Origin of the sequence: Buchnera aphidicola (Lipaphis pseudobrassicae) (assembly GCF_005081185.1) — a bacterium.
Taxonomy (GTDB): Bacteria; Pseudomonadota; Gammaproteobacteria; order Enterobacterales; family Enterobacteriaceae; genus Buchnera; species Buchnera aphidicola_AD.
Window position 1 is genome coordinate 1 of sequence record NZ_CP034870.1, and the last position, 18,820, is coordinate 18,820.

The 18,820-nt window shown below is 25.9% G+C and carries 17 protein-coding genes and 1 tRNA gene; 14 read left to right on the top strand and 4 right to left on the bottom strand.

Translation table 11 applies throughout. The annotated features are described in order from the left end of the window. The first annotated feature begins 193 nt into the window (after positions 1-193). From mnmG to D9V70_RS00045, 9 genes are all read left to right on the top strand, one after another. The gene (mnmG, locus tag D9V70_RS00005) at positions 194-2,077 is read left to right on the top strand and encodes a tRNA uridine-5-carboxymethylaminomethyl(34) synthesis enzyme MnmG (protein WP_158355747.1); all 1,884 of its coding nucleotides are present in this window, start codon (positions 194-196) and stop codon (positions 2,075-2,077) included. A 258-nt stretch (positions 2,078-2,335) separates the two neighbouring features. Next, positions 2,336-3,160 carry a F0F1 ATP synthase subunit A gene (gene atpB / locus D9V70_RS00010; protein ID WP_158355748.1) on the top strand — a complete coding sequence of 275 codons (825 nt, stop codon included), beginning with the start codon at positions 2,336-2,338 and terminating at the stop codon, positions 3,158-3,160. A 42-nt stretch (positions 3,161-3,202) separates the two neighbouring features. Next, the gene (gene atpE / locus D9V70_RS00015; RefSeq protein WP_158355749.1) at positions 3,203-3,442 is read left to right on the top strand and encodes a F0F1 ATP synthase subunit C; all 240 of its coding nucleotides are present in this window, start codon (positions 3,203-3,205) and stop codon (positions 3,440-3,442) included. Between the two features lie 127 nt (positions 3,443-3,569). Further along, complete coding sequence (locus tag D9V70_RS00020) at positions 3,570-4,064, top strand: F0F1 ATP synthase subunit B (RefSeq protein ID WP_158355750.1); 495 nt, start codon at positions 3,570-3,572, stop codon at positions 4,062-4,064. After that, the gene (locus tag D9V70_RS00025) at positions 4,064-4,597 is read left to right on the top strand and encodes a F0F1 ATP synthase subunit delta (protein WP_158355751.1); all 534 of its coding nucleotides are present in this window, start codon (positions 4,064-4,066) and stop codon (positions 4,595-4,597) included. The genes D9V70_RS00020 and D9V70_RS00025 overlap by 1 nt, the downstream gene beginning before the upstream one ends. A 13-nt stretch (positions 4,598-4,610) precedes the next feature. Continuing rightward, entirely contained in the window at positions 4,611-6,149 is a 1,539-nt protein-coding gene (gene atpA, locus D9V70_RS00030) for a F0F1 ATP synthase subunit alpha (protein ID WP_158355752.1), read from the top strand. A gap of 34 nt (positions 6,150-6,183) precedes the next feature. Further along, entirely contained in the window at positions 6,184-7,059 is an 876-nt protein-coding gene (gene atpG / locus D9V70_RS00035) for a F0F1 ATP synthase subunit gamma (RefSeq protein ID WP_158355753.1), read from the top strand. Positions 7,060-7,086: 27 nt separating this feature from the next. Beyond that, positions 7,087-8,484, top strand: a complete 1,398-nt coding sequence (atpD, locus tag D9V70_RS00040; protein ID WP_158355754.1) for a F0F1 ATP synthase subunit beta — start codon at positions 7,087-7,089, stop codon at positions 8,482-8,484. Positions 8,485-8,494: 10 nt separating this feature from the next. Beyond that, positions 8,495-8,911 (top strand): F0F1 ATP synthase subunit epsilon, encoded by a 417-nt coding sequence (locus D9V70_RS00045; RefSeq protein ID WP_172599344.1) that lies wholly within the window; start codon positions 8,495-8,497, stop codon positions 8,909-8,911. Positions 8,912-8,980: 69 nt separating this feature from the next. Here D9V70_RS00045 and gyrB read toward each other — a convergent pair whose 3' ends face one another. The 3 genes from gyrB to dnaA all read right to left on the bottom strand — a co-directional run bounded on the left by gyrB (position 8,981) and on the right by dnaA (position 13,870). Then, positions 8,981-11,386 carry a DNA topoisomerase (ATP-hydrolyzing) subunit B gene (gene gyrB / locus D9V70_RS00050; protein ID WP_158355756.1) on the bottom strand — a complete coding sequence of 802 codons (2,406 nt, stop codon included), beginning with the start codon at positions 11,384-11,386 and terminating at the stop codon, positions 8,981-8,983. A gap of 86 nt (positions 11,387-11,472) precedes the next feature. Further along, positions 11,473-12,570, bottom strand: a complete 1,098-nt coding sequence (gene dnaN / locus D9V70_RS00055) for a DNA polymerase III subunit beta (RefSeq protein ID WP_158355757.1) — start codon at positions 12,568-12,570, stop codon at positions 11,473-11,475. 4 nt (positions 12,571-12,574) lie between these two features. Next, entirely contained in the window at positions 12,575-13,870 is a 1,296-nt protein-coding gene (gene dnaA, locus D9V70_RS00060) for a chromosomal replication initiator protein DnaA (protein WP_437177663.1), read from the bottom strand. 520 nt (positions 13,871-14,390) lie between these two features. On the opposite strand from dnaA, the gene rpmH reads away from it, so the two are divergent. The 4 genes from rpmH to mnmE all read left to right on the top strand — a co-directional run bounded on the left by rpmH (position 14,391) and on the right by mnmE (position 18,137). Then, entirely contained in the window at positions 14,391-14,534 is a 144-nt protein-coding gene (gene rpmH, locus D9V70_RS00065) for a 50S ribosomal protein L34 (RefSeq protein ID WP_025368677.1), read from the top strand. Positions 14,535-14,547: 13 nt separating this feature from the next. After that, a complete protein-coding gene (gene rnpA, locus D9V70_RS00070) occupies positions 14,548-14,892 on the top strand; it encodes a ribonuclease P protein component (RefSeq protein WP_158355759.1) in 345 nt (114 codons plus the stop codon). 201 nt (positions 14,893-15,093) lie between these two features. Beyond that, a complete protein-coding gene (gene yidC, locus D9V70_RS00075) occupies positions 15,094-16,692 on the top strand; it encodes a membrane protein insertase YidC (protein ID WP_158355760.1) in 1,599 nt (532 codons plus the stop codon). 86 nt (positions 16,693-16,778) lie between these two features. Next, positions 16,779-18,137, top strand: a complete 1,359-nt coding sequence (mnmE, locus tag D9V70_RS00080; RefSeq protein WP_158355761.1) for a tRNA uridine-5-carboxymethylaminomethyl(34) synthesis GTPase MnmE — start codon at positions 16,779-16,781, stop codon at positions 18,135-18,137. Between the two features lie 17 nt (positions 18,138-18,154). On the opposite strand, the gene D9V70_RS00085 is transcribed toward mnmE, so the two are convergent. After that, positions 18,155-18,227: transfer RNA gene (locus D9V70_RS00085), tRNA-Phe, on the bottom strand. 264 nt (positions 18,228-18,491) lie between these two features. Between D9V70_RS00085 and D9V70_RS00090 the strand changes: the two genes are divergently transcribed. Then, positions 18,492-18,785, top strand: coding sequence for a co-chaperone GroES (locus D9V70_RS00090; RefSeq protein ID WP_158355762.1), 294 nt, complete (start codon positions 18,492-18,494; stop codon positions 18,783-18,785). Positions 18,786-18,820: the final 35 nt, after the last annotated feature.

The following is an 18,820-nucleotide window of genomic DNA, read 5'->3' on the forward strand; positions in this document are numbered from 1 at the left end:
TTTTCTGTTTGCTAATAATAATAATTATTATTATTTTATTTATTTCTTAATTTAAAAATAAATTCTAAAGAATAAAAAAAGATCTTTTTATGTTTTATAATTAGTGTATTATCTTTAGTACTAAAATATGTTATCTTAGATAAGTAATTAATAATTTATAAAATATTTTAAATGTTTTAGAAGGTTTTTTTGCATGTTAAATTTAAGGCATTTTGATGTAATTATTATTGGTGGAGGACATGCTGGTACCGAAGCGGCGATGGCTTCATCAAGAATGGGTTGTAAAACATTATTATTAACTCAAAAAAAATCAGATTTAGGTGTTTTGTCATGTAATCCAGCAATTGGTGGAATAGGCAAAAGCCATTTAGTTAAAGAAATTGATGCATTAGGTGGTATAATGGCTCAAGCTATTGATTATTCAGGTATCCAGTTTAGAATTTTAAATTCTACAAAAGGTCCTGCTGTAAGATCTACGAGAGCTCAAGCTGATAGATTCCTCTATCATAAAAATGTAAAAGAGATGTTAAACAAACAAGTTAATTTATTAATTTTAGAGGAAGAAGTAAAAGATTTAATTTTTAAAAATTATACTGTTATTGGAGTTTTAACAAAAAGTGAAAATAGTTTTTTTTGCAAATCAGTTGTATTGGCAACAGGAACTTTTTTAGATGGTAGAATTCATATAGGATTAACTAGTTATTCTGCTGGTAGAATAGGAGATAAATCTTCTATAGATTTATCTGTTCGTTTAAGAGAATTATCTTTAAAGGTTAATAGATTGAAAACTGGTACGCCACCTCGAATTCATATTAAAACTATTAATTTTGATAATTTATTTGTACAACATAGTGATGATCCTATTCCAGTTTTTTCTTTTATAGGAGATGTTTCAAATCATCCTAATCAAATTCCTTGTTATCTTACGAATACTAATGAAAAAACACATCAAATTATACGTAATAATCTAGATAAAAGTCCAATATATAAAGGAATTTTAACAGGTTTAGGTCCTCGTTATTGTCCTTCTATTGAAGATAAAGTTGTTCGTTTTCCTGATAAGAAGTCACATCAGATTTTTTTAGAACCAGAAGGACTATCTAGTTTAAAAATATATCCTAATGGAATTTCAACAAGTCTTCCATTAGATGTTCAACAAGAGTTATTAAATTCTATAAAAGGATTAGAAAAATCAAAAATTATTACACCTGGATATGCTATTGAATATGATTTTTTTGATCCAAAAGATTTAAAACCGACTTTAGAGAGCAAGTTAATTAAGGGGCTTTTTTTTGCTGGTCAAATTAATGGAACAACTGGTTATGAAGAAGCTGCTGCACAAGGATTATTAGCTGGTTTAAATTCTGGGTTATATTCAATGGGAATTGAAAGTTGGTTTCCTAGACGTGATGAAGCTTATTTAGGTGTTTTAATAGATGATCTTACTACGAAAGGAACTGAAGAACCTTATCGTATGTTTACTTCGCGAGCTGAATATAGATTGATTTTAAGAGAAGATAATGCTGATTTACGTTTAACTGAAATTGGTCGGAAATTTGGTTTAGTTAACGATTTAAGATGGAATCGTTATAATGAAAAACTATCAAATATAAGAATAGAAACTAATCGTCTGAAAAATATCAAAGTATTTCCTAAATCATCAGATGCTAATATTTTAAATAAATTTTATAATATAAATTTAAATCGCGAAACTAGTATAATTGACTTGCTAAAACGATCTGAAATTAGCTATAAAAATTTAGAAATATTAGAACAATTTGGAAAAGGAATTTCTGATTTTCAAGCAATTGAACAAATAGAAAATACAGTTAAATATGAAGGTTATATTAAACGGCAATTAGAAGAAATTAATCGACATATAAAAAATGAAAAAACTTTTTTATCACCTAATTGTGATTATCATAAAATAAAAGGATTATCTTCTGAAGTTGTAAAAAAATTAAACTATTATAAACCTATTTCAATTGGTCAAGCTTCAAGAATTTCTGGTATTACACCAGCTGCAATATCAATATTATTAATTTATTTAAAAAAGCAATCTTATAAACATTTTTAGTATATATATAGTGATTGACTTTATAATTTAATAAATTTTCATAATTTATAAAAATTAAAGTTTGATTTTAGTAAATTTAAAATACATAATATTTTTTAGTTGAACAACCTATGGGTTTTTTTATTATTAACTTTAATTTATTAGATATTTATAAAATAAGTTTGAATTTTCAGTATAATTTTTAATCAAAATCAAAAATTTATAAAACAGTTTTGTTAATGATTTTTTTTTAAAATTATAAAAATATGGGACCATGCTATGATTTTAGAAAAAATATCTAATTCTCAACAATATATTAGTCATCATTTAAATCACTTACAGTTAGATTTACGTACATTAAAGATTATTAAACCAGGAACGATTTCATCTCATTATTGGGTTTTAAATATTGATTCAATAGTTTTTTCTCTTGTTTTAGGTAGTTTTTTTTTGATTCTTTTTTATATAATAGGGAAAAAAATTACTTTAGGTATACCAAGTAAATTACAAACTGCTATTGAATTAATTTTTGAATTTATAAGTGCTAATGTAAAAAATATGTATCAAGGGAATAATTCCCTTATTGCACCTTTATCATTAACTGTATTTGTTTGGGTTTTTTTGATGAATCTTATGGATTTAGTTCCAATTGATTTTATTCCTTTTTGTTCTGAAAAGATGTTTAATTTACCAGCTATGCGTATAGTGCCTTCTGCAGATATTAATATTACATTGTCAATGTCATTAGGTGTTTTTGTTTTAATTTTATTTTATTCTATAAAAATAAAAGGTTTTATTGGTTTTTTCAAGGAATTAACTTTACAACCTTTTAACCATCCTGTATTTTTTATTTTTAATTTCATTTTAGAATTTGTTTCGTTATTGTCTAAACCAGTTTCTTTAGGATTACGACTTTTCGGAAATATGTATGCAGGAGAAATGATTTTTATTTTGATTGCAGGTTTATTGCCATGGTGGTCGCAATGTTTCTTAAATGTACCATGGGCTATTTTTCACATTTTAATAATTACATTACAGGCTTTTATTTTTATGGTGTTGACTATTGTTTATTTATCAATGGCATCTCAATCTCATGAAAGTTAAAATCTGTATATCTTGTTATTTTATTAAAGATTGGAGTTTATAATGGAACATATAAATATCGAGATGCTTTATATAGCAGTGGCTATAATGGTTGGATTAGCTTCTATTGGAGCAGCAATTGGTATTGGAATTTTAGGAAGTAAGTTTTTAGAAGGAGCTGCTAGACAACCTGATTTAGTTCCTTTATTGAGAACTCAGTTTTTTGTTGTTATGGGTTTAGTTGATGCTATTCCAATGATTGCTGTTGGATTAGGTTTATATATGCTTTTTGCTATTTCATAATGTTTTTTTTTCATTATTTAAATAATCAAAATATTTGGGAATTACCTAATAAAATTATAAAGTGAAATCTTTACGTTTTTTGGCTAACGTAAAGATTAATCTTGATTTTAATACAAGGTGTATTATTGTGAATCTTAATGCGACAATTTTAGGACAAGCAATTTCATTTTTTTTATTTGTTTGGTTTTGTATGAAATATATTTGGCCTCCTATCATATTAGCTATTGAAACTAGACAAAAACAAATTAAAGAATCATTAATGCTTTCTCAAAAAGCTCAAGAAAAATTATCTGTTGTTGAAAATGAAATGCAAAAAAAGATTCAGGATGCCAAAATTAAAGCATCCTTCATTGTAAATGAAGCGAATAAGCAAAAATTATTAATTTTAGAAAAAGCTAGAAATCAAGCATTGTCTGAAAGCAAGAAAATTCTTTTAAAAACTGAATCTGAAATTGAAATAAAAATTATACATGCGCGTAAAAATTTACACAAAGAAATTGTTAATTTATCAACTTATATGGCAGAAAAAATTATTAAAAAAAACATTCATAAAGATGATAAAAAAAAATTTTTAGATGAATTAATTGTTTCTTTATCACGAGTATTACAGGTAAAAAATTAATGTCAGTAGCAGATACCATATCTAGACCTTATGCTAAAGCAATCTTTGAAATTGCAGTTCATAATCATTCAATTCAAAAATGGAAAGAAATATTAATTTTTATTAATAAAATCGCTTCTTATCCACAAGTTAAAACATTGTTATTAGGATCGCTTTCTCCTAAATATTTATCATCAGTTTTTATTAAAATCAGTGGTGATCGTATTGATAAAGAAGCAAAAAATTTAATACGATTATTATCTGAAAATCAACGTTTTAATGTATTAAGTAATATATTAGAACAATTTTTGGCATTGGAAGCACATTATAATAATATTTTAGTTGTCGAATTAAGAAGTGCATATTCTTTAAAAGAACAATATATTATTAAAATACAAAAAATATTAGAAAAAGTATTTTTAAAAAAAATTCAATTTACATGTAAAGTTGATTGTCATTTAATTGATGGTATTATTATTAAATTGAATGATACAGTCCTTGATTTATCTGTTCGTAATTATCTAGAACAATTGTCTAATTCCTTAAATTTTTAAGAGAATATAATAAATGCAATTAAATTCTACAGAAATTAGCAAGTTAATTAAAGAAAGAATAGCGCAATTTGAAATATTTAATCAATCGCATAATGAAGGTACTATTATTTCTGTTAGTGATGGTATTGTTAAGATTAATGGTCTTTCTAATGTTATGTTAGGTGAAATGATCTTGTTACCTAATAATGAATACGCTATTGCATTAAATATAGAAAGAGATATAGTAGGTGCGGTAATTATGGGTCCTTATATTCATATTACCGAAGGAACAAAAGTTCAATGTACTGGAAAAATATTAGAAGTACCAGTTGGTTTTAAATTATTAGGTCGAGTAGTTAATGCTTTAGGATCACCAATTGATGGTAAACATTCTATAGAAAATGATGGTTTTTTACCAGTAGAAACAGATGCTCCTGGAGTAATTGAACGTCAATCTATAAATCAACCAATACAAACAGGTTATAAAGTAGTTGATTCAATGGTTCCTATAGGGAAAGGACAGCGTGAATTGATTATTGGTGATAGACAAACAGGAAAAACTGCACTTGCAATAGATACTATTATTAATCAAAAGAAATTGGGTGTAAAATGTATTTATGTTGCTATTGGACAAAAATTGTCTACAATTATCAATGTGGTAAGAAAGTTAGAAGAAAATAATGCATTATTTAATACAATCATTGTAGTAGCATCAGCTTCAGAAGCAGCATCTTTGCAATATTTAGCACCTTATTCTGGTTGTGCAATGGCAGAATATTTTCGTAATAAAGGTAATGATGCATTAATTGTTTATGATGATCTTTCAAAACATGCTGTAGCTTATCGTCAGATTTCTTTATTATTACGTAGACCACCAGGAAGAGAAGCATTTCCAGGAGATATATTTTATTTACATTCTCGTTTATTAGAAAGAGCAGCTCGTGTTTCTATAAAATATATTGAAAAAATCACTAATAATAAGATTATTGGAAAAACAGGTTCGATTACTGCTTTACCTATTATTGAAACTCAGTCTGGAGATGTGTCGGCATTTGTTCCAACGAATGTGATTTCTATTACAGATGGTCAAATATTTTTAGAATCAAATTTATTTAATTCAGGTATTCGTCCTGCTGTTAATCCTGGTATATCAGTTTCTCGTGTAGGTAGTGCGGCGCAGAGTACAATTATTAAAAAATTATCTTCTGGTATTCGAACAGCATTAGCACAATATCAAGAACTTGCAGCTTTTGCTCAGTTTGCATCTGATTTAGATGATGTCACTCGTAAACAATTAAATTATGGTCAAAAGATTACAGAACTTTTAAAACAAAAACAGTATTCACCTATGTCTATTGCTGAACAAAGTATAATACTTTTCGTTGCAGAAAATAATTTTCTTGATGATATTTCTATAGAAAATATTTCAAAATTTGAAAAAGAAATATTAATATATGCTAATAATTATTATTCTGATTTAATAAGTAAAATTAATAAAGAAGGTGATTTTAATGTTAATATAGAAAAAAAATTAATACAATTAGTTACTAATTTTAAAAAAAATTGGTTTTAATTAATAGTTTTTAATTAGTGAAAAAGAGAAAATAGTGGCGAGTATAAAAGAAATAAAAAATCAGATAAACAGTGTAATTAATACAAAAAAAATAACTAAAGCCATGGAAATGGTGGCTGTATCAAAAATGAGAAAAACTGAAGAAAGAATGCGTTTTGGTCGACCATATTCTAAAATTATTAGAAAAGTTATTAATCATATAGTACAAGCAAATTTAGAATATAAACATAGTTATTTAGAAAATAGAAAAATGAACCGTATTGGAATAATTATTGTATCTACTGATAGAGGATTATGTGGAAGTTTAAATAGTAATTTATTTAAAAAAGTGTTGTTTAAAATTCAAGAATTTGCTGAAATAAATGTTCCATGCGATTTAATTTTATTTGGTTTAAAAAGTTTGTCTGTGTTCAGATCATGTGGAAGTAAAATTCTTGCTCAAATAGATAATTTAGGAGAAAATCCTAATTTAATAAAATTAATTAATTCTGCAAACATTGCTATAGAAGAATATGAATGTAGACGAATTGATAAAATTTTTATAGCTTATAATAAATTTTGTAACAAAATGTATCAACGTCCTAAAATTGATCAATTACTTCCTTTGCCTAAAATAAAAATCACTACGACTACAAACTTTAAAAAATGGGATTATTTATATGAACCGGAATCTAAGTTAATTTTAGATGTACTTTTTAAAAGATACATTGAATCTCAAGTTTATCAAAGTATATTAGAAAATATTGCCAGCGAACAGGCTGCTCGCATGTTAGCTATGAAAACAGCAACTGATAATAGTGCTAATCGTATTAAAGAGTTACATTTGTTGTATAATAAGGTGCGTCAAGCTAATATTACTCAAGAACTAACCGAAATTGTTGCAGGTGCAACAGCTGTTTCAACTAATTAAAATTAGTGAGAGAGGTTTAAATATATAATGGCTACTGGAAAAATTATCCAAATTATTGGTGCTGTAGTCGATGTAGAATTTAATGAAGGTTTTGTACCTAAGATATATAATGCCTTAGAAGTTAAATGTAAGCAAAATAAACTAATTTTAGAAGTACAACAGCAGTTAGGATCAGGTATTGTTAGAACTATTGCTATGGGTTCTTCTGATGGTTTAAAAAGAGGTTTAATTGTTAATGATCTTGGACATTATATAAAAGTACCAGTAGGACAAGCTACATTAGGTCGAATATTAAATGTTTTAGGAGAAACAATAGATAATAAAGGTGCATTAAAAAGCCAAGATGATTCTAAGATTGAATATTGGGAAATTCATCGTTCTCCTCCTAAATATATAGATCAATCTAGTTCTCAAGAAATTTTAGAAACTGGAATAAAAGTTATCGATTTAATTTGTCCGTTTTCGAAAGGTGGAAAAGTTGGTTTATTTGGAGGTGCAGGTGTCGGTAAAACAGTAAATATGATGGAACTAATTCGTAATATTGCAACAGAACATTCTGGTTATTCAGTATTTACTGGAGTAGGAGAAAGAACTCGTGAAGGTAATGATTTTTATCATGAAATGAATGATTCTAAAGTGTTAGATAAAGTTTCTTTAGTTTACGGACAAATGAATGAACCACCAGGAAATCGATTACGTGTTGCATTTACAGGTTTGACTATTGCAGAAAAATTTCGTGATGAAGGAAAAGATGTTTTACTGTTTATTGATAATATATATCGTTATACATTAGCAGGTACTGAAGTTTCTGCATTATTAGGACGTATGCCTTCTGCGGTAGGATATCAACCTACTTTATCTGAAGAAATGGGTTTATTACAAGAAAGGATTACTTCAACAAAAAAAGGTTCAATTACTTCAATTCAAGCTGTATATGTTCCTGCTGATGATTTAACAGATCCTTCACCGGCAACAACGTTTGCACACTTAGATTCTACAGTAACATTGAGTCGTCAAATAGCATCATTGGGTATTTATCCAGCAGTTGATCCTTTAAATTCTACAAGTCGTCAATTAGATCCTTATATAGTAGGTGAAGAACATTATCAAACTGCATTAGGTGTTCAATCAATATTACAGAGATATCAGGAATTAAAAGATATTATTGCAATTTTAGGTATGGATGAACTTTCAGAACAAGATAAATTATTAGTTTCAAGAGCACGGAAAATTCAAAGATTTTTATCTCAGCCATTTTTTGTTGCTGAAGTTTTTACTGGTATTTCTGGTAAATATGTTTCTTTAAAAGATAACATTAGAGCTTTTAAAGGTATTATAGAAGGTGAGTTTGATTCTTATCCAGAACAAGCCTTTTATATGGTAGGTTCCATTGAAGAAGTTATGAAAAAAGCAAAAACATTATAATTTTCAGGATATATTTATGAATTTTTATTTAGATATAGTAAGTCTTGAAAAACGTATATTTTCTGGAGAAGTAAAAAAAATACGAGTATCTGGTAGTGAAGGAGAACTTGGTATTTATCCAGGTCATGTTCAGTTATTGAGTATTATTAAACCTGGTATGATATATATTTTTCATAAAGATAAAAAAGAAGAATGTATTTATATATCAGGAGGTATATTAGAAGTGCAACCTAATACTGTTTCTGTTTTAGCAGACACTGCAATTCGGGCTATTCATTTAAATCGTGAAAATATTTTAAAAGCTAAAAAAGAAGCGGAAGAAAATATTGATAATAATATAAAAATGAAGAAAAATGATATTTTATTAAAAATTTCTAAAGAAATTGCAAAATTACGAGTTCTTGAAATGATGGATAAATTTAAATGAAAACCAATATTAAGCGGCTGGTTTTTTTCCTGCCGCAAATGTTTTAAAAATCTTTTTTAATTGGTTTTTTTAGATATCAATATTTTCTGCTTTTAAAGCATTTTTTTGTATAAATTTTCGTCTAGGTTCTACTGCATCTCCCATTAGCGTATTAAACAAATTATTTGCAGAAATTGCATCTTTGATAGTAACTTGTAACATATTTCTAGTCTCAGGATTCATAGTTGTATTCCATAGTTGTTCTGGATTCATTTCTCCTAGACCTTTATATCTTTGTATAAATAAACCTCGTTTGGATTGTTTAATTAACCATTCTAGCGTATTTTTTATATTATCTATTTTATAAACATGACCTGATTTTTCTATAAATACTTGATTTAAGAAAAGTTTTTTAAATTTTTTTCCTAATTTTGTAATTAAACAATATTCTTGACTATTTATAAATATTTCTCGTAGTTCATATTTTATATGATTGGAATATCTAGATATTTTTATTGTTGGTTCAAAAATATTTTTTTTGATATTTTTTTTAATTTCTGTTGAATAGTTATTATTATTATCTTTTTTATTTAGTTTTTCGACTAGCTTATTTGTCCATTGTTCTACTATTTTGATGTTTTTTAAATCATACAAACGAGGATGATAAATTAATTCATCTAATATTATTTTAGGAATATGATATTTATTATTGATTATGTTTTTTTGAATAACGTTATATTCAGAGATGATTTTTTTAAATTGTATGAGATTTTCGTTGAAATTAATATTATTCTTTTTTAAGATAATGTCTTTTAAAGCAATTTTCATTTGAAATTTATTCATTTCATCATCGTTTTTAATATATTTTTCTTTTTTACCTTTTTTAATTTTATATAAAGGGGGTTGTGCAATATAAATATATCCTTTTGTAATTAATTCAGGAAATTGACGATAAAAAAAAGTTAATAGTAGTGTTCGAATATGTGCACCATCTACATCTGCATCAGTCATTATTATAATATGATTATATCTTAGTTTATCTAAATTATACTCATTGTCTCCAATACCACAACCTAATGCTGTAATAAGAGAAGATACTTCTTGTGATAATAACATTTTATCAAATTTTGATTTTTCTACATTCAGTATTTTCCCTTTTAATGGAAGAATTGCTTGGTATTTTCGATTTCTTCCTTGTTTAGCTGATCCTCCTGCTGAATCACCTTCTACTAGATAAATTTCTGAAAGTTTAGGATCATTTTCTTGACAATCAGATAATTTTCCTGGTAAAGCTCCTAAGTCTAATATTGTTTTTCTTTTATTTATTTCTCTAGCTCGTCGAGCTGCTTCTCGTATTTTTGTAGCATTAATTATTTTTTGAATGATACATTTTGCATCATTAGGGTTTTCTAATAGAAATTCAATAAGATTTTCATTAATTAATGATTCTATTATTGATCTTACTTCAGAAGATACTAGTTTATCTTTTGTTTGAGATGAAAATTTTGGATCGGCTATTTTTATAGATATAATAGCAGTTAATCCTTCTCTTGTGTCTTCTCCTGTAATAGAAATTTTATTTTTTTTATTATATCCTTCTCTTTCTATATGTAAATTTAGCGTCCGGGTCATTCCAGAACGAAAACCAGACAAATGTGTTCCACCGTCTTTTTGTGGTATGTTATTAGTAAAACAAAGAATATTTTCTTGATGTGAATTACTCCATTGCATAGCGATTTCTAATTCAATTTTTTCTTTTTTTGATTTAAAATAAAATATATGCGGATGAATTGGAGTTTTTTTTGTATTTAAAAATTTAATAAATGCTTTAATACCTCCTTTGTAATGATAGTGATTTTTTATATTGGTTCTATTATCATATAAGTCAATGGTAATACTAGAATTAAGAAAAGAAAGTTCACGTAATCGTCTAGATAATATTTCATATTGAAATATTGTGTTATTTTTAAAAGTTTTATAACTTGGCCAAAATCTTATATGTGTACCTGTTTTATTAGTTTTTCCGATAATAGAAAGAGGATATTTTGGTTTTCCATTATTATATGTTTGCTGATATTTTTTTTTATCTTTGTAAATTGTTAGTTCTAATTTTTCTGATAATGCATTAACAACAGATATTCCTACTCCATGCAATCCTCCTGATATTTTATATGAAGAATCATCAAATTTACCTCCTGCATGTAATACAGTCATAATTACTTCTGCAGCTGAAATATTTTCTTCGGGATGAATATCAGTAGGAATACCCCTTCCATCATCTTGTACGGATACTGAATTATCTGAATGAATTGTTACAATTATTTCTTTACAATATCCTGACAATGCTTCATCAATAGAATTATCTACGATTTCAAAAACCATATGATGTAATCCACTTCCATCATCTGTATCTCCAATGTACATACCTGGTCGTTTTCGAACAGCATCTAATCCTCTTAAAATTTTAATATTAGAAGAGTTATATATATTTTTCATATTTTCCCTTTTATTTTTTGATGTTAAAAATATATTTTTTAAATATCTATTTTTTTTAATTAAAAAGAGATAATAGTTTTTGAAATTTAACGTCTCAAAAGCATTATTACATATAAAACAGAACTTTCATTTTCTGTTTCAATTTGTATTGAGTTGTTAGACTCGTTTAAAAATAAAAAAATATTTTTACTGCTAATGACATTTAGTATGTCTAATATGTAATATACATTGATTGATATTTCTACTTCATTATTAAAATAATTAATTTTAAATGAATCTTCTGCTCTTTCTTCTTCATTATCTGATAATACTTTAAATTTATTGTTCTTGATATGAATTTCTATTCCACAGAAATTTTTAGATGCTAAAATTGCAACACGTAATAGAGACTGTTTCAATTGTTGACTATTTAAAATAATAGGACAATTTTTATGTTTTAATAAAATACTTGTATAATCAGGATAATTTCCTTCAATTAATTGAATAGTAAAAATCAGTTCTTCTATATATATCCTAATGTTATTTTTACCAATTAGAAAACGTATTAGTTTTGTTTTGATGTTTAACAATTTATATAATTCAACAATTCCTTTTCTTGGAATAATTACTGAAAATGGAATAACATCTTCTTGTATAGAGGTTTTTGTAATTCCCATACGATAACCATCTGTTGCGACCGCATAAAGTAACGTTTTTTCTTTTTTTAATAACATTCCATTGAGATAATATCGAACATCTTGTTTTCCCATGGAAAATTGAACTTTTTCTATAATATTTTTAAGAATATCTGAATTTATAAAAAACTCTGAAATATGATGAAAATTATTATGATTTGGAAAATTTTCAGAAGGTAAAGTAGTTAATACATAATGACTATTATTAGAAGTAATATGTAATTTATCTTTTTTCATTTGAACTTTAATTTCAGATAATTCTAATGTATTACGGCAAATATCTAATAGTTTTCGACCTGAAACAGTTACAGATCCTGATGTATATTTTGTAGATATTTTTATACTAGAAATTAACTCCAGTTCTAGATTGGTTGCAGTTAAAGATAATATTCCATTATCAATGGAAATTAATATATTTTCTAAAATAGGAAGAGAAGTGTTTTTAGTGATTAAACGATTTATTTTTTGTAAATGTTTAATAAAAATATTATTTTTAATATTAAATTTCATATAATTACACTGATAGAGTTCTAATTAAGTTTAAAAAATCTTCTTTGATATCAAGACTTTCTTCTCGTAACTGTTCAATTTTACGACATGCATGTAGTACTGTTGTATGATCTCTTCCGCTAAAAGCATCTCCAATTTCTGGAAGACTATGATTAGTAAGTTTTTTAGCCATTGCCATAGCCATTTGTCTTGGTCGAGCTATTGATCGTGATCTTTTTTTAGACAATAAATCTGCAACTTTAATTTTATAGTATTCTGCTACTGTCTTTTGAATATTATCAATAGTAATAATTTTTTCTTGTAATGCAAGTATATCTCTAAGAGCCTCTCTAACAAAGTCTACTGTAATAGTACGATGTGTAAAATGCGCATTTACAATAACTCTATTAAGAGCACCTTCTAATTCACGAACGTTAGAACGCAAACGTTTAGCAATGAAAAAAGCTACTTCATCAGATAATATAATATTATTCTCATCAGCTTTCTTTATAAGAATAGCTACTCTAGTTTCTAGTTCAGGTGGATCGATAGAGACAGTAAGACCCCATCCAAATCTTGATTTAAGGCGATCTTCAACTCCATTTATTTCTTTAGGATAGCGATCGGAAGTTAAAATAATTTGTTGATTTCCTTCTAGTAATGCATTAAAAGTATGAAAAAACTCTTCTTGAGAACGTTCTTTGTGTGCAAAAAATTGAATATCATCTATTAATAATGCATCAACAGAACGATAATATAATTTAAATTTTTCAATAGCATTATTTTGTAAAGCTTTAACCATGTCTTGAACAAAACGTTCAGAATGCATATAAATTATTTTAATATTATATTTATATGCTAAAATTCTATTTCCTATAGCATGAAGTAAATGAGTCTTACCGAGTCCTGTAGCACCATATAAAAATAATGGATTATAAGAATTACCAGGATTTTTCGCTACTTGAGATGCTGCAGATCGTGCAAGTTGATTAGATTTTCCTTCTATAAAATTTTCAAAATTATGTTTTTTGTTAATATTAGAACGATAAGATGTTTTTTTATATTCTGGAATTTTATTCCAGATTTGTTTGTTGTTTATGTTAAAATCAATATTTAAAATATTTTTTTTCGTACTTTTTTCTTTATTTTTTTTATATATTTCAAATTTTATTAATGGAGAATCAGAACCACAAAAATCTTGTAGTATTATTTTAAAACGAATTAAGTATTTATCTTTAACCCAATCCAAAACAAATTTATTTGGAGCATATATTTTTAAAATATTATTATTTAGTTTCGCCTTCAGAGAGCGTATCCACATACTAAATTCTGTGCTAGGTAGCTCACTCTGTAACCGGTCGAGGCACTGTTTCCAAAGACAAGGTGACACGGTAGACTCCAATCGAACAAAATTAATAAAAAATCAAATTTGAAAATTGTTATTTTTCTCACATTTATTTTGATATACATAATTTTATGTAAAAATTTATTATAAAATTATATTTTTTTATATTAAAAGTTATACAATCTAAGATTGGTGAGTATAACGAAAAGGGTATAATATATCGTTGAGATATTTTATTTATCTAAAGAAGTGATTTTTAGATGTAGTATTATTTTTAATTTATAAAAAAAACATAATCATCATACCAGAATAAAATATTAAAAATATTTTTTTTAGACAAGTTGATTTAGAAAGTGTTTTTATTTTTTATAAACCACTTCTATTATTAACGATATAAATAAAGTTAATTGACTATATGATTTAGAGTAATTATTCTTAATTAAGAGTAATTTTTATAAATCATTTTGAATAATAAATTTTTTAGGTAAATATTAAAATGAAACGTACTTTTCAACCATCAGTATTAAAACGTAATCGTTCGCATGGATTTAGAATTCGTATGGCAACAAAAAATGGTCGTTATATTTTGTCACGAAGACGTGCTAAATTAAGAACACGATTAACTGTCTCTAGTAAATAATAGGTTATTTGTCGTGATTAATTATTTTTTTAAAAAAGAATTACGATTGTTAACTTCTTCAAATTTTCAATACGTTTTCAGCAAGCCTTCTAAAAAAAATACTGGAGAAATAATTATTTTAGGTCGTTTAAATTTATTAGGATACCCTAGATTAGGTTTAAGTGTTTCCCGTAAAAATATTAAATATGCTCATGATAGAAATTTAATTAAGCGATTAATTCGAGAAACTTTTCGTTTATTACAACATCAACTTACTTCTATGGATTTTATAGTTCTAATAAAAAAAAACATCCTTTATTTAAGAAACAAAAAAATAATAGATACTTTAAAATTGTTATGGTCATATTATTTTCAATAACGTTTAAAACGTTAATTAAACATATTTTAAAATCAACAAAATTAATTTTTTAAAAAATTCATATTTTTTACATAATTTTAACGATTTATTTGCTTGATTTTACTGAAAGTATTATTTTATTTCTTTATGACAATATTCGTTAAAAATAAGTAGAAATAATTATTTACCTTTAAATATTAAAGATACAAGTGAACACTAATTATGGAAGTACAACGTAATTTTTTTATTTTTGCTTTTTTATTTGTTTCGTTTTTACTTTGGCAAGCATGGAAGAGTCAATTATTTTTAAGCAATAATACAAATGAAAAAACAGGTTCAACATTAAATTTTATTGAGACACAAAAAGATAAAAATCAAATTTTTATAAAAAACGACGTAATTAGTTTAGTGGTAAATATGTATGGAGGAGATATAGAAGAAGCTAATTTACTTGCATATAAAGATCAACTACACTCATCTAAACCTTTAAAGTTACTTGAAACTACATCTGATTTTGTTTACCAAGTTCAAAGTGGATTGATTGGTAAAGATGGATCAGATAGTTTAATTAATAACACTAGACCAATGTATATTGCAAAAAAAAAATTTTTTGTGCTAGAAGATTCTCAAAAAGAATTACGTGTCCCAATAAAATGGATTAATAAAAATGGTATAATTTATACAAAAACTTTTATTCTTAAACCTAAAAGATATGATATTCAAGTAGAATATGACATTTTTAATCCAACTAAAGATATATTAGAAATGAATATGTTTGGTCAAATTAAACAAACAATAAATTTACCAAAAAATCGTAATTTATATAGTAAAAATTTTGCTCTCCAAACTTTTCGTGGTGCTGCTTATTCAACTATTAATAATAAATACGAGAAATATGAATTTGATTCAATTTCTCATCATAAAAATCTACATATTCTTACAAAGAATGGTTGGATTGCAATGTTGCAACAATATTTCGCTGTTGCTTGGATACCTAATGATAATATAATAGGTGAAAATACAATATATACCTCTAGTATAGATCACGGAGTTGCTGTAATTGGTTATAAATCTCCTGCCTTTTATATTTTACCTTATTCAAGTTCTTGTATAAAATCAAAATTATGGATTGGTCCTGAAATACAAAAAGAAATGAAATTAGTTGCTCCCAATTTAGATTTAACCGTAGATTACGGTTGGCTTTGGTTTTTATCACAACCATTGTTTCAATTATTAACTGTTTTATATAACATCATAGGAAACTGGGGATTTTCTATTATCGCAATTACTTTTCTTATGAAAGCTATAACTTATCCTTTAACAAAAGCACAATATGTTTCAATGATAAAAATGCGTACACTACAACCTAAAATTAAAGAAATAAAAGAAAGTTTTAAAAATGACAAAAAACGCATTAGTCAAGAAATAATAGCTTTGTATAAAAAAGAAAAAATAAATCCATTAGGTGGGCTTTTTCCTATTTTTATTCAAATGCCAATTTTTTTGTCTCTTTATTATATGCTTATTGGTTCAGTAGAATTACGTCATGCTCCATTTTTATTATGGATTAGTGATTTATCTAGTCAAGATCCATATTATGTATTACCGATAATAATGGGTTTGACAATGTTTGTGATTCAAAAAACATCATCGACTAGCAACATTACTGATCCTATTCAAAAAAAGATTATGAATTTTATGCCCGTTATTTTTACAATATTTTTTTTATGGTTTCCTTCAGGTTTAGTTTTATATTATATTGTTAGTAATATAGTCACAATTATACAGCAAAAATTTATTTTTTCTAATTTAAAACAATAATTAAATAGTTATAGTAAAAGTCTTTTGAATTTTATATAAAAATATAAGTTCTTAATTTTTTAATATTTACATTAAGAAAACATTTTATGATTTACAATGAAACGATTGTTGCACAAGTCACTTATCCTGGAAAAAGCGCTGTTGGAATAATAAGGGTATCTGGTTCTCAAGCAAAAAAAATTGCTATAGAAATATTAGGTAAAATACCCCGTGCAAGATTTGCTACTTATTCAAAATTTTTAAATCAAGAAAAAAAAATATTAGATAAAGGTATATCTTTATGGTTTCCTGCTCCTTATTCATTTACAGGTGAAGATGTATTAGAATTACAAGGACATGGTAGTCCATTAATTATGGACCTATTAATTAAAAGAATTGTTTCTATTAAATATACTAGAATTGCTAAACCTGGTGAATTTTCTGAACGTGCATTTTTAAATGGGAAAATAGATTTGATCCAAGCAGAAGCTATAGATGATTTGATTAATTCAGAAACAGAGTTATCTGCTCGTGCATCATTAAATTCGTTACAAGGAGATTTTTCTTTTTTTATTCAAGAATTAATGAATATAATTATTGAATTTCGTGTAAATTTAGAATCTAGTATAGATTTTGTAGAAGATAGAATTGATATTAATTTTGAAAGTTTTATTCATAAAAAGTTTAGAGAATTACATAATAAATTTAATAAAATTAAAAAAGCTACCTCAGAAGGAACATTATTAAGAGAAGGAAAAAAAATAGTAATTGTAGGTCTTCCAAATGCAGGAAAATCCAGTTTATTAAATACTTTATCGTGCTCTGATAGAGCAATAGTAACAAATATTCCAGGCACTACAAGAGATTTACTTTATGAGTATGTTAATATTAATAACGTTTCATGCAAACTAATTGATACTGCTGGTTTTCGTGAAACACAAAATAAAATAGAACGTATTGGAATCTCCCGAACATGGGATACAATTAAAACATCTGATCATATTCTGTTTGTTATTGATAAAACAATGAGTGAATTACAACGACAAAAAATATGTGATGATTTTATAAGAAATGTAACTAAAAATGTGCAAGTTACTTTCGTGTTAAACAAAAATGATTTAGTAAAAGATACATTTGGTATTAAAAAAATAAATGGATTATATTTTATTAGTGTTTCTGCGTATACAGGTCAAGGTATTGATATATTACGTGATCACATTGTAAAACTCGACAGTTATAGTAGTAAAGAAGGTGTTTTTATTGCTCGTAGACGTCATATTATTCAAATTGAATTAGCATATAAAGAATTTTTACATGCTGAAAAACATTGGTTATTATTTAAGAATATTGAGTTATTAGCTGAATCACTGAGTTTAATCAATAGATATTTAGGAGAAATAATAGGTAAATTTAATTCAGATGATTTATTAAAGAATATTTTTTCTACTTTTTGTATTGGAAAATAGAATTAAAATTTGTAATATGCCCGGAGGCGGAATTGAACCACCGACACGGGGATTTTCAGTCCCCTGCTCTACCAACTGAGCTATCCGGGCTTATTTTGTTCAATTATATTTAATCATCAAACATAAAACATTGTCAATATTTTTTTTTGTTTCTCTAATAATTATTTATATTTTTAAAGAATATATTTAAAGATAAAATATAAATTTTTTTAATAAAAATATAAAAAAATAATGTTTGCCCTTGAAAGTTTTAATAAAGATCCATATATTTATATTAGTAAGATATTATAAATTATTATAAGATAATAAATTGTAAAGTAATTAAGTAAGATTGTTCACAGGAGTATTCTTAATATGAAAATTCGTCCGTTACATGATCGTGTGCTAGTGAAGCGTAAAGAAGTTGAATCAAAATCTGCTGGCGGAATTGTGTTAACAGGTTCTGCTGCAGGAAAATCTACTAGAGGTACGGTAACAGCTGTTGGTAAGGGTCGTGTTTTAGATAATGGAGAAATTAAGCCATTAGATGTCAAAGTAGGTGATGTTGTTATTTTTAATGAAGGATATGGTGCAAAGACAGAAAAAATTGATAATGAAGAATTATTAATTTTAACTGAAAGTGATATTTTAGCAATTGTTGAAGAGTAAACTAAGTAAAAAAACTAAGTAAACTATACTCTATA

Coding starts and splice junctions, on each gene's coding strand:
- rpmH (WP_025368677.1), top strand. CDS start 14,391: ATGAAACGTACTTTTCAACCATCAGTATTAAAACGTAATCGTTCGCAT.
- atpD (WP_158355754.1), top strand. CDS start 7,087: ATGGCTACTGGAAAAATTATCCAAATTATTGGTGCTGTAGTCGATGTA.
- atpB (WP_158355748.1), top strand. CDS start 2,336: ATGATTTTAGAAAAAATATCTAATTCTCAACAATATATTAGTCATCAT.
- mnmE (WP_158355761.1), top strand. CDS start 16,779: ATGATTTACAATGAAACGATTGTTGCACAAGTCACTTATCCTGGAAAA.
- mnmG (WP_158355747.1), top strand. CDS start 194: ATGTTAAATTTAAGGCATTTTGATGTAATTATTATTGGTGGAGGACAT.
- gyrB (WP_158355756.1), bottom strand. CDS start 11,386: ATGAAAAATATATATAACTCTTCTAATATTAAAATTTTAAGAGGATTA.
- atpA (WP_158355752.1), top strand. CDS start 4,611: ATGCAATTAAATTCTACAGAAATTAGCAAGTTAATTAAAGAAAGAATA.
- D9V70_RS00090 (WP_158355762.1), top strand. CDS start 18,492: ATGAAAATTCGTCCGTTACATGATCGTGTGCTAGTGAAGCGTAAAGAA.
- dnaA (WP_437177663.1), bottom strand. CDS start 13,870: ATGTGGATACGCTCTCTGAAGGCGAAACTAAATAATAATATTTTAAAA.
- atpE (WP_158355749.1), top strand. CDS start 3,203: ATGGAACATATAAATATCGAGATGCTTTATATAGCAGTGGCTATAATG.
- D9V70_RS00025 (WP_158355751.1), top strand. CDS start 4,064: ATGTCAGTAGCAGATACCATATCTAGACCTTATGCTAAAGCAATCTTT.
- dnaN (WP_158355757.1), bottom strand. CDS start 12,570: ATGAAATTTAATATTAAAAATAATATTTTTATTAAACATTTACAAAAA.
- yidC (WP_158355760.1), top strand. CDS start 15,094: ATGGAAGTACAACGTAATTTTTTTATTTTTGCTTTTTTATTTGTTTCG.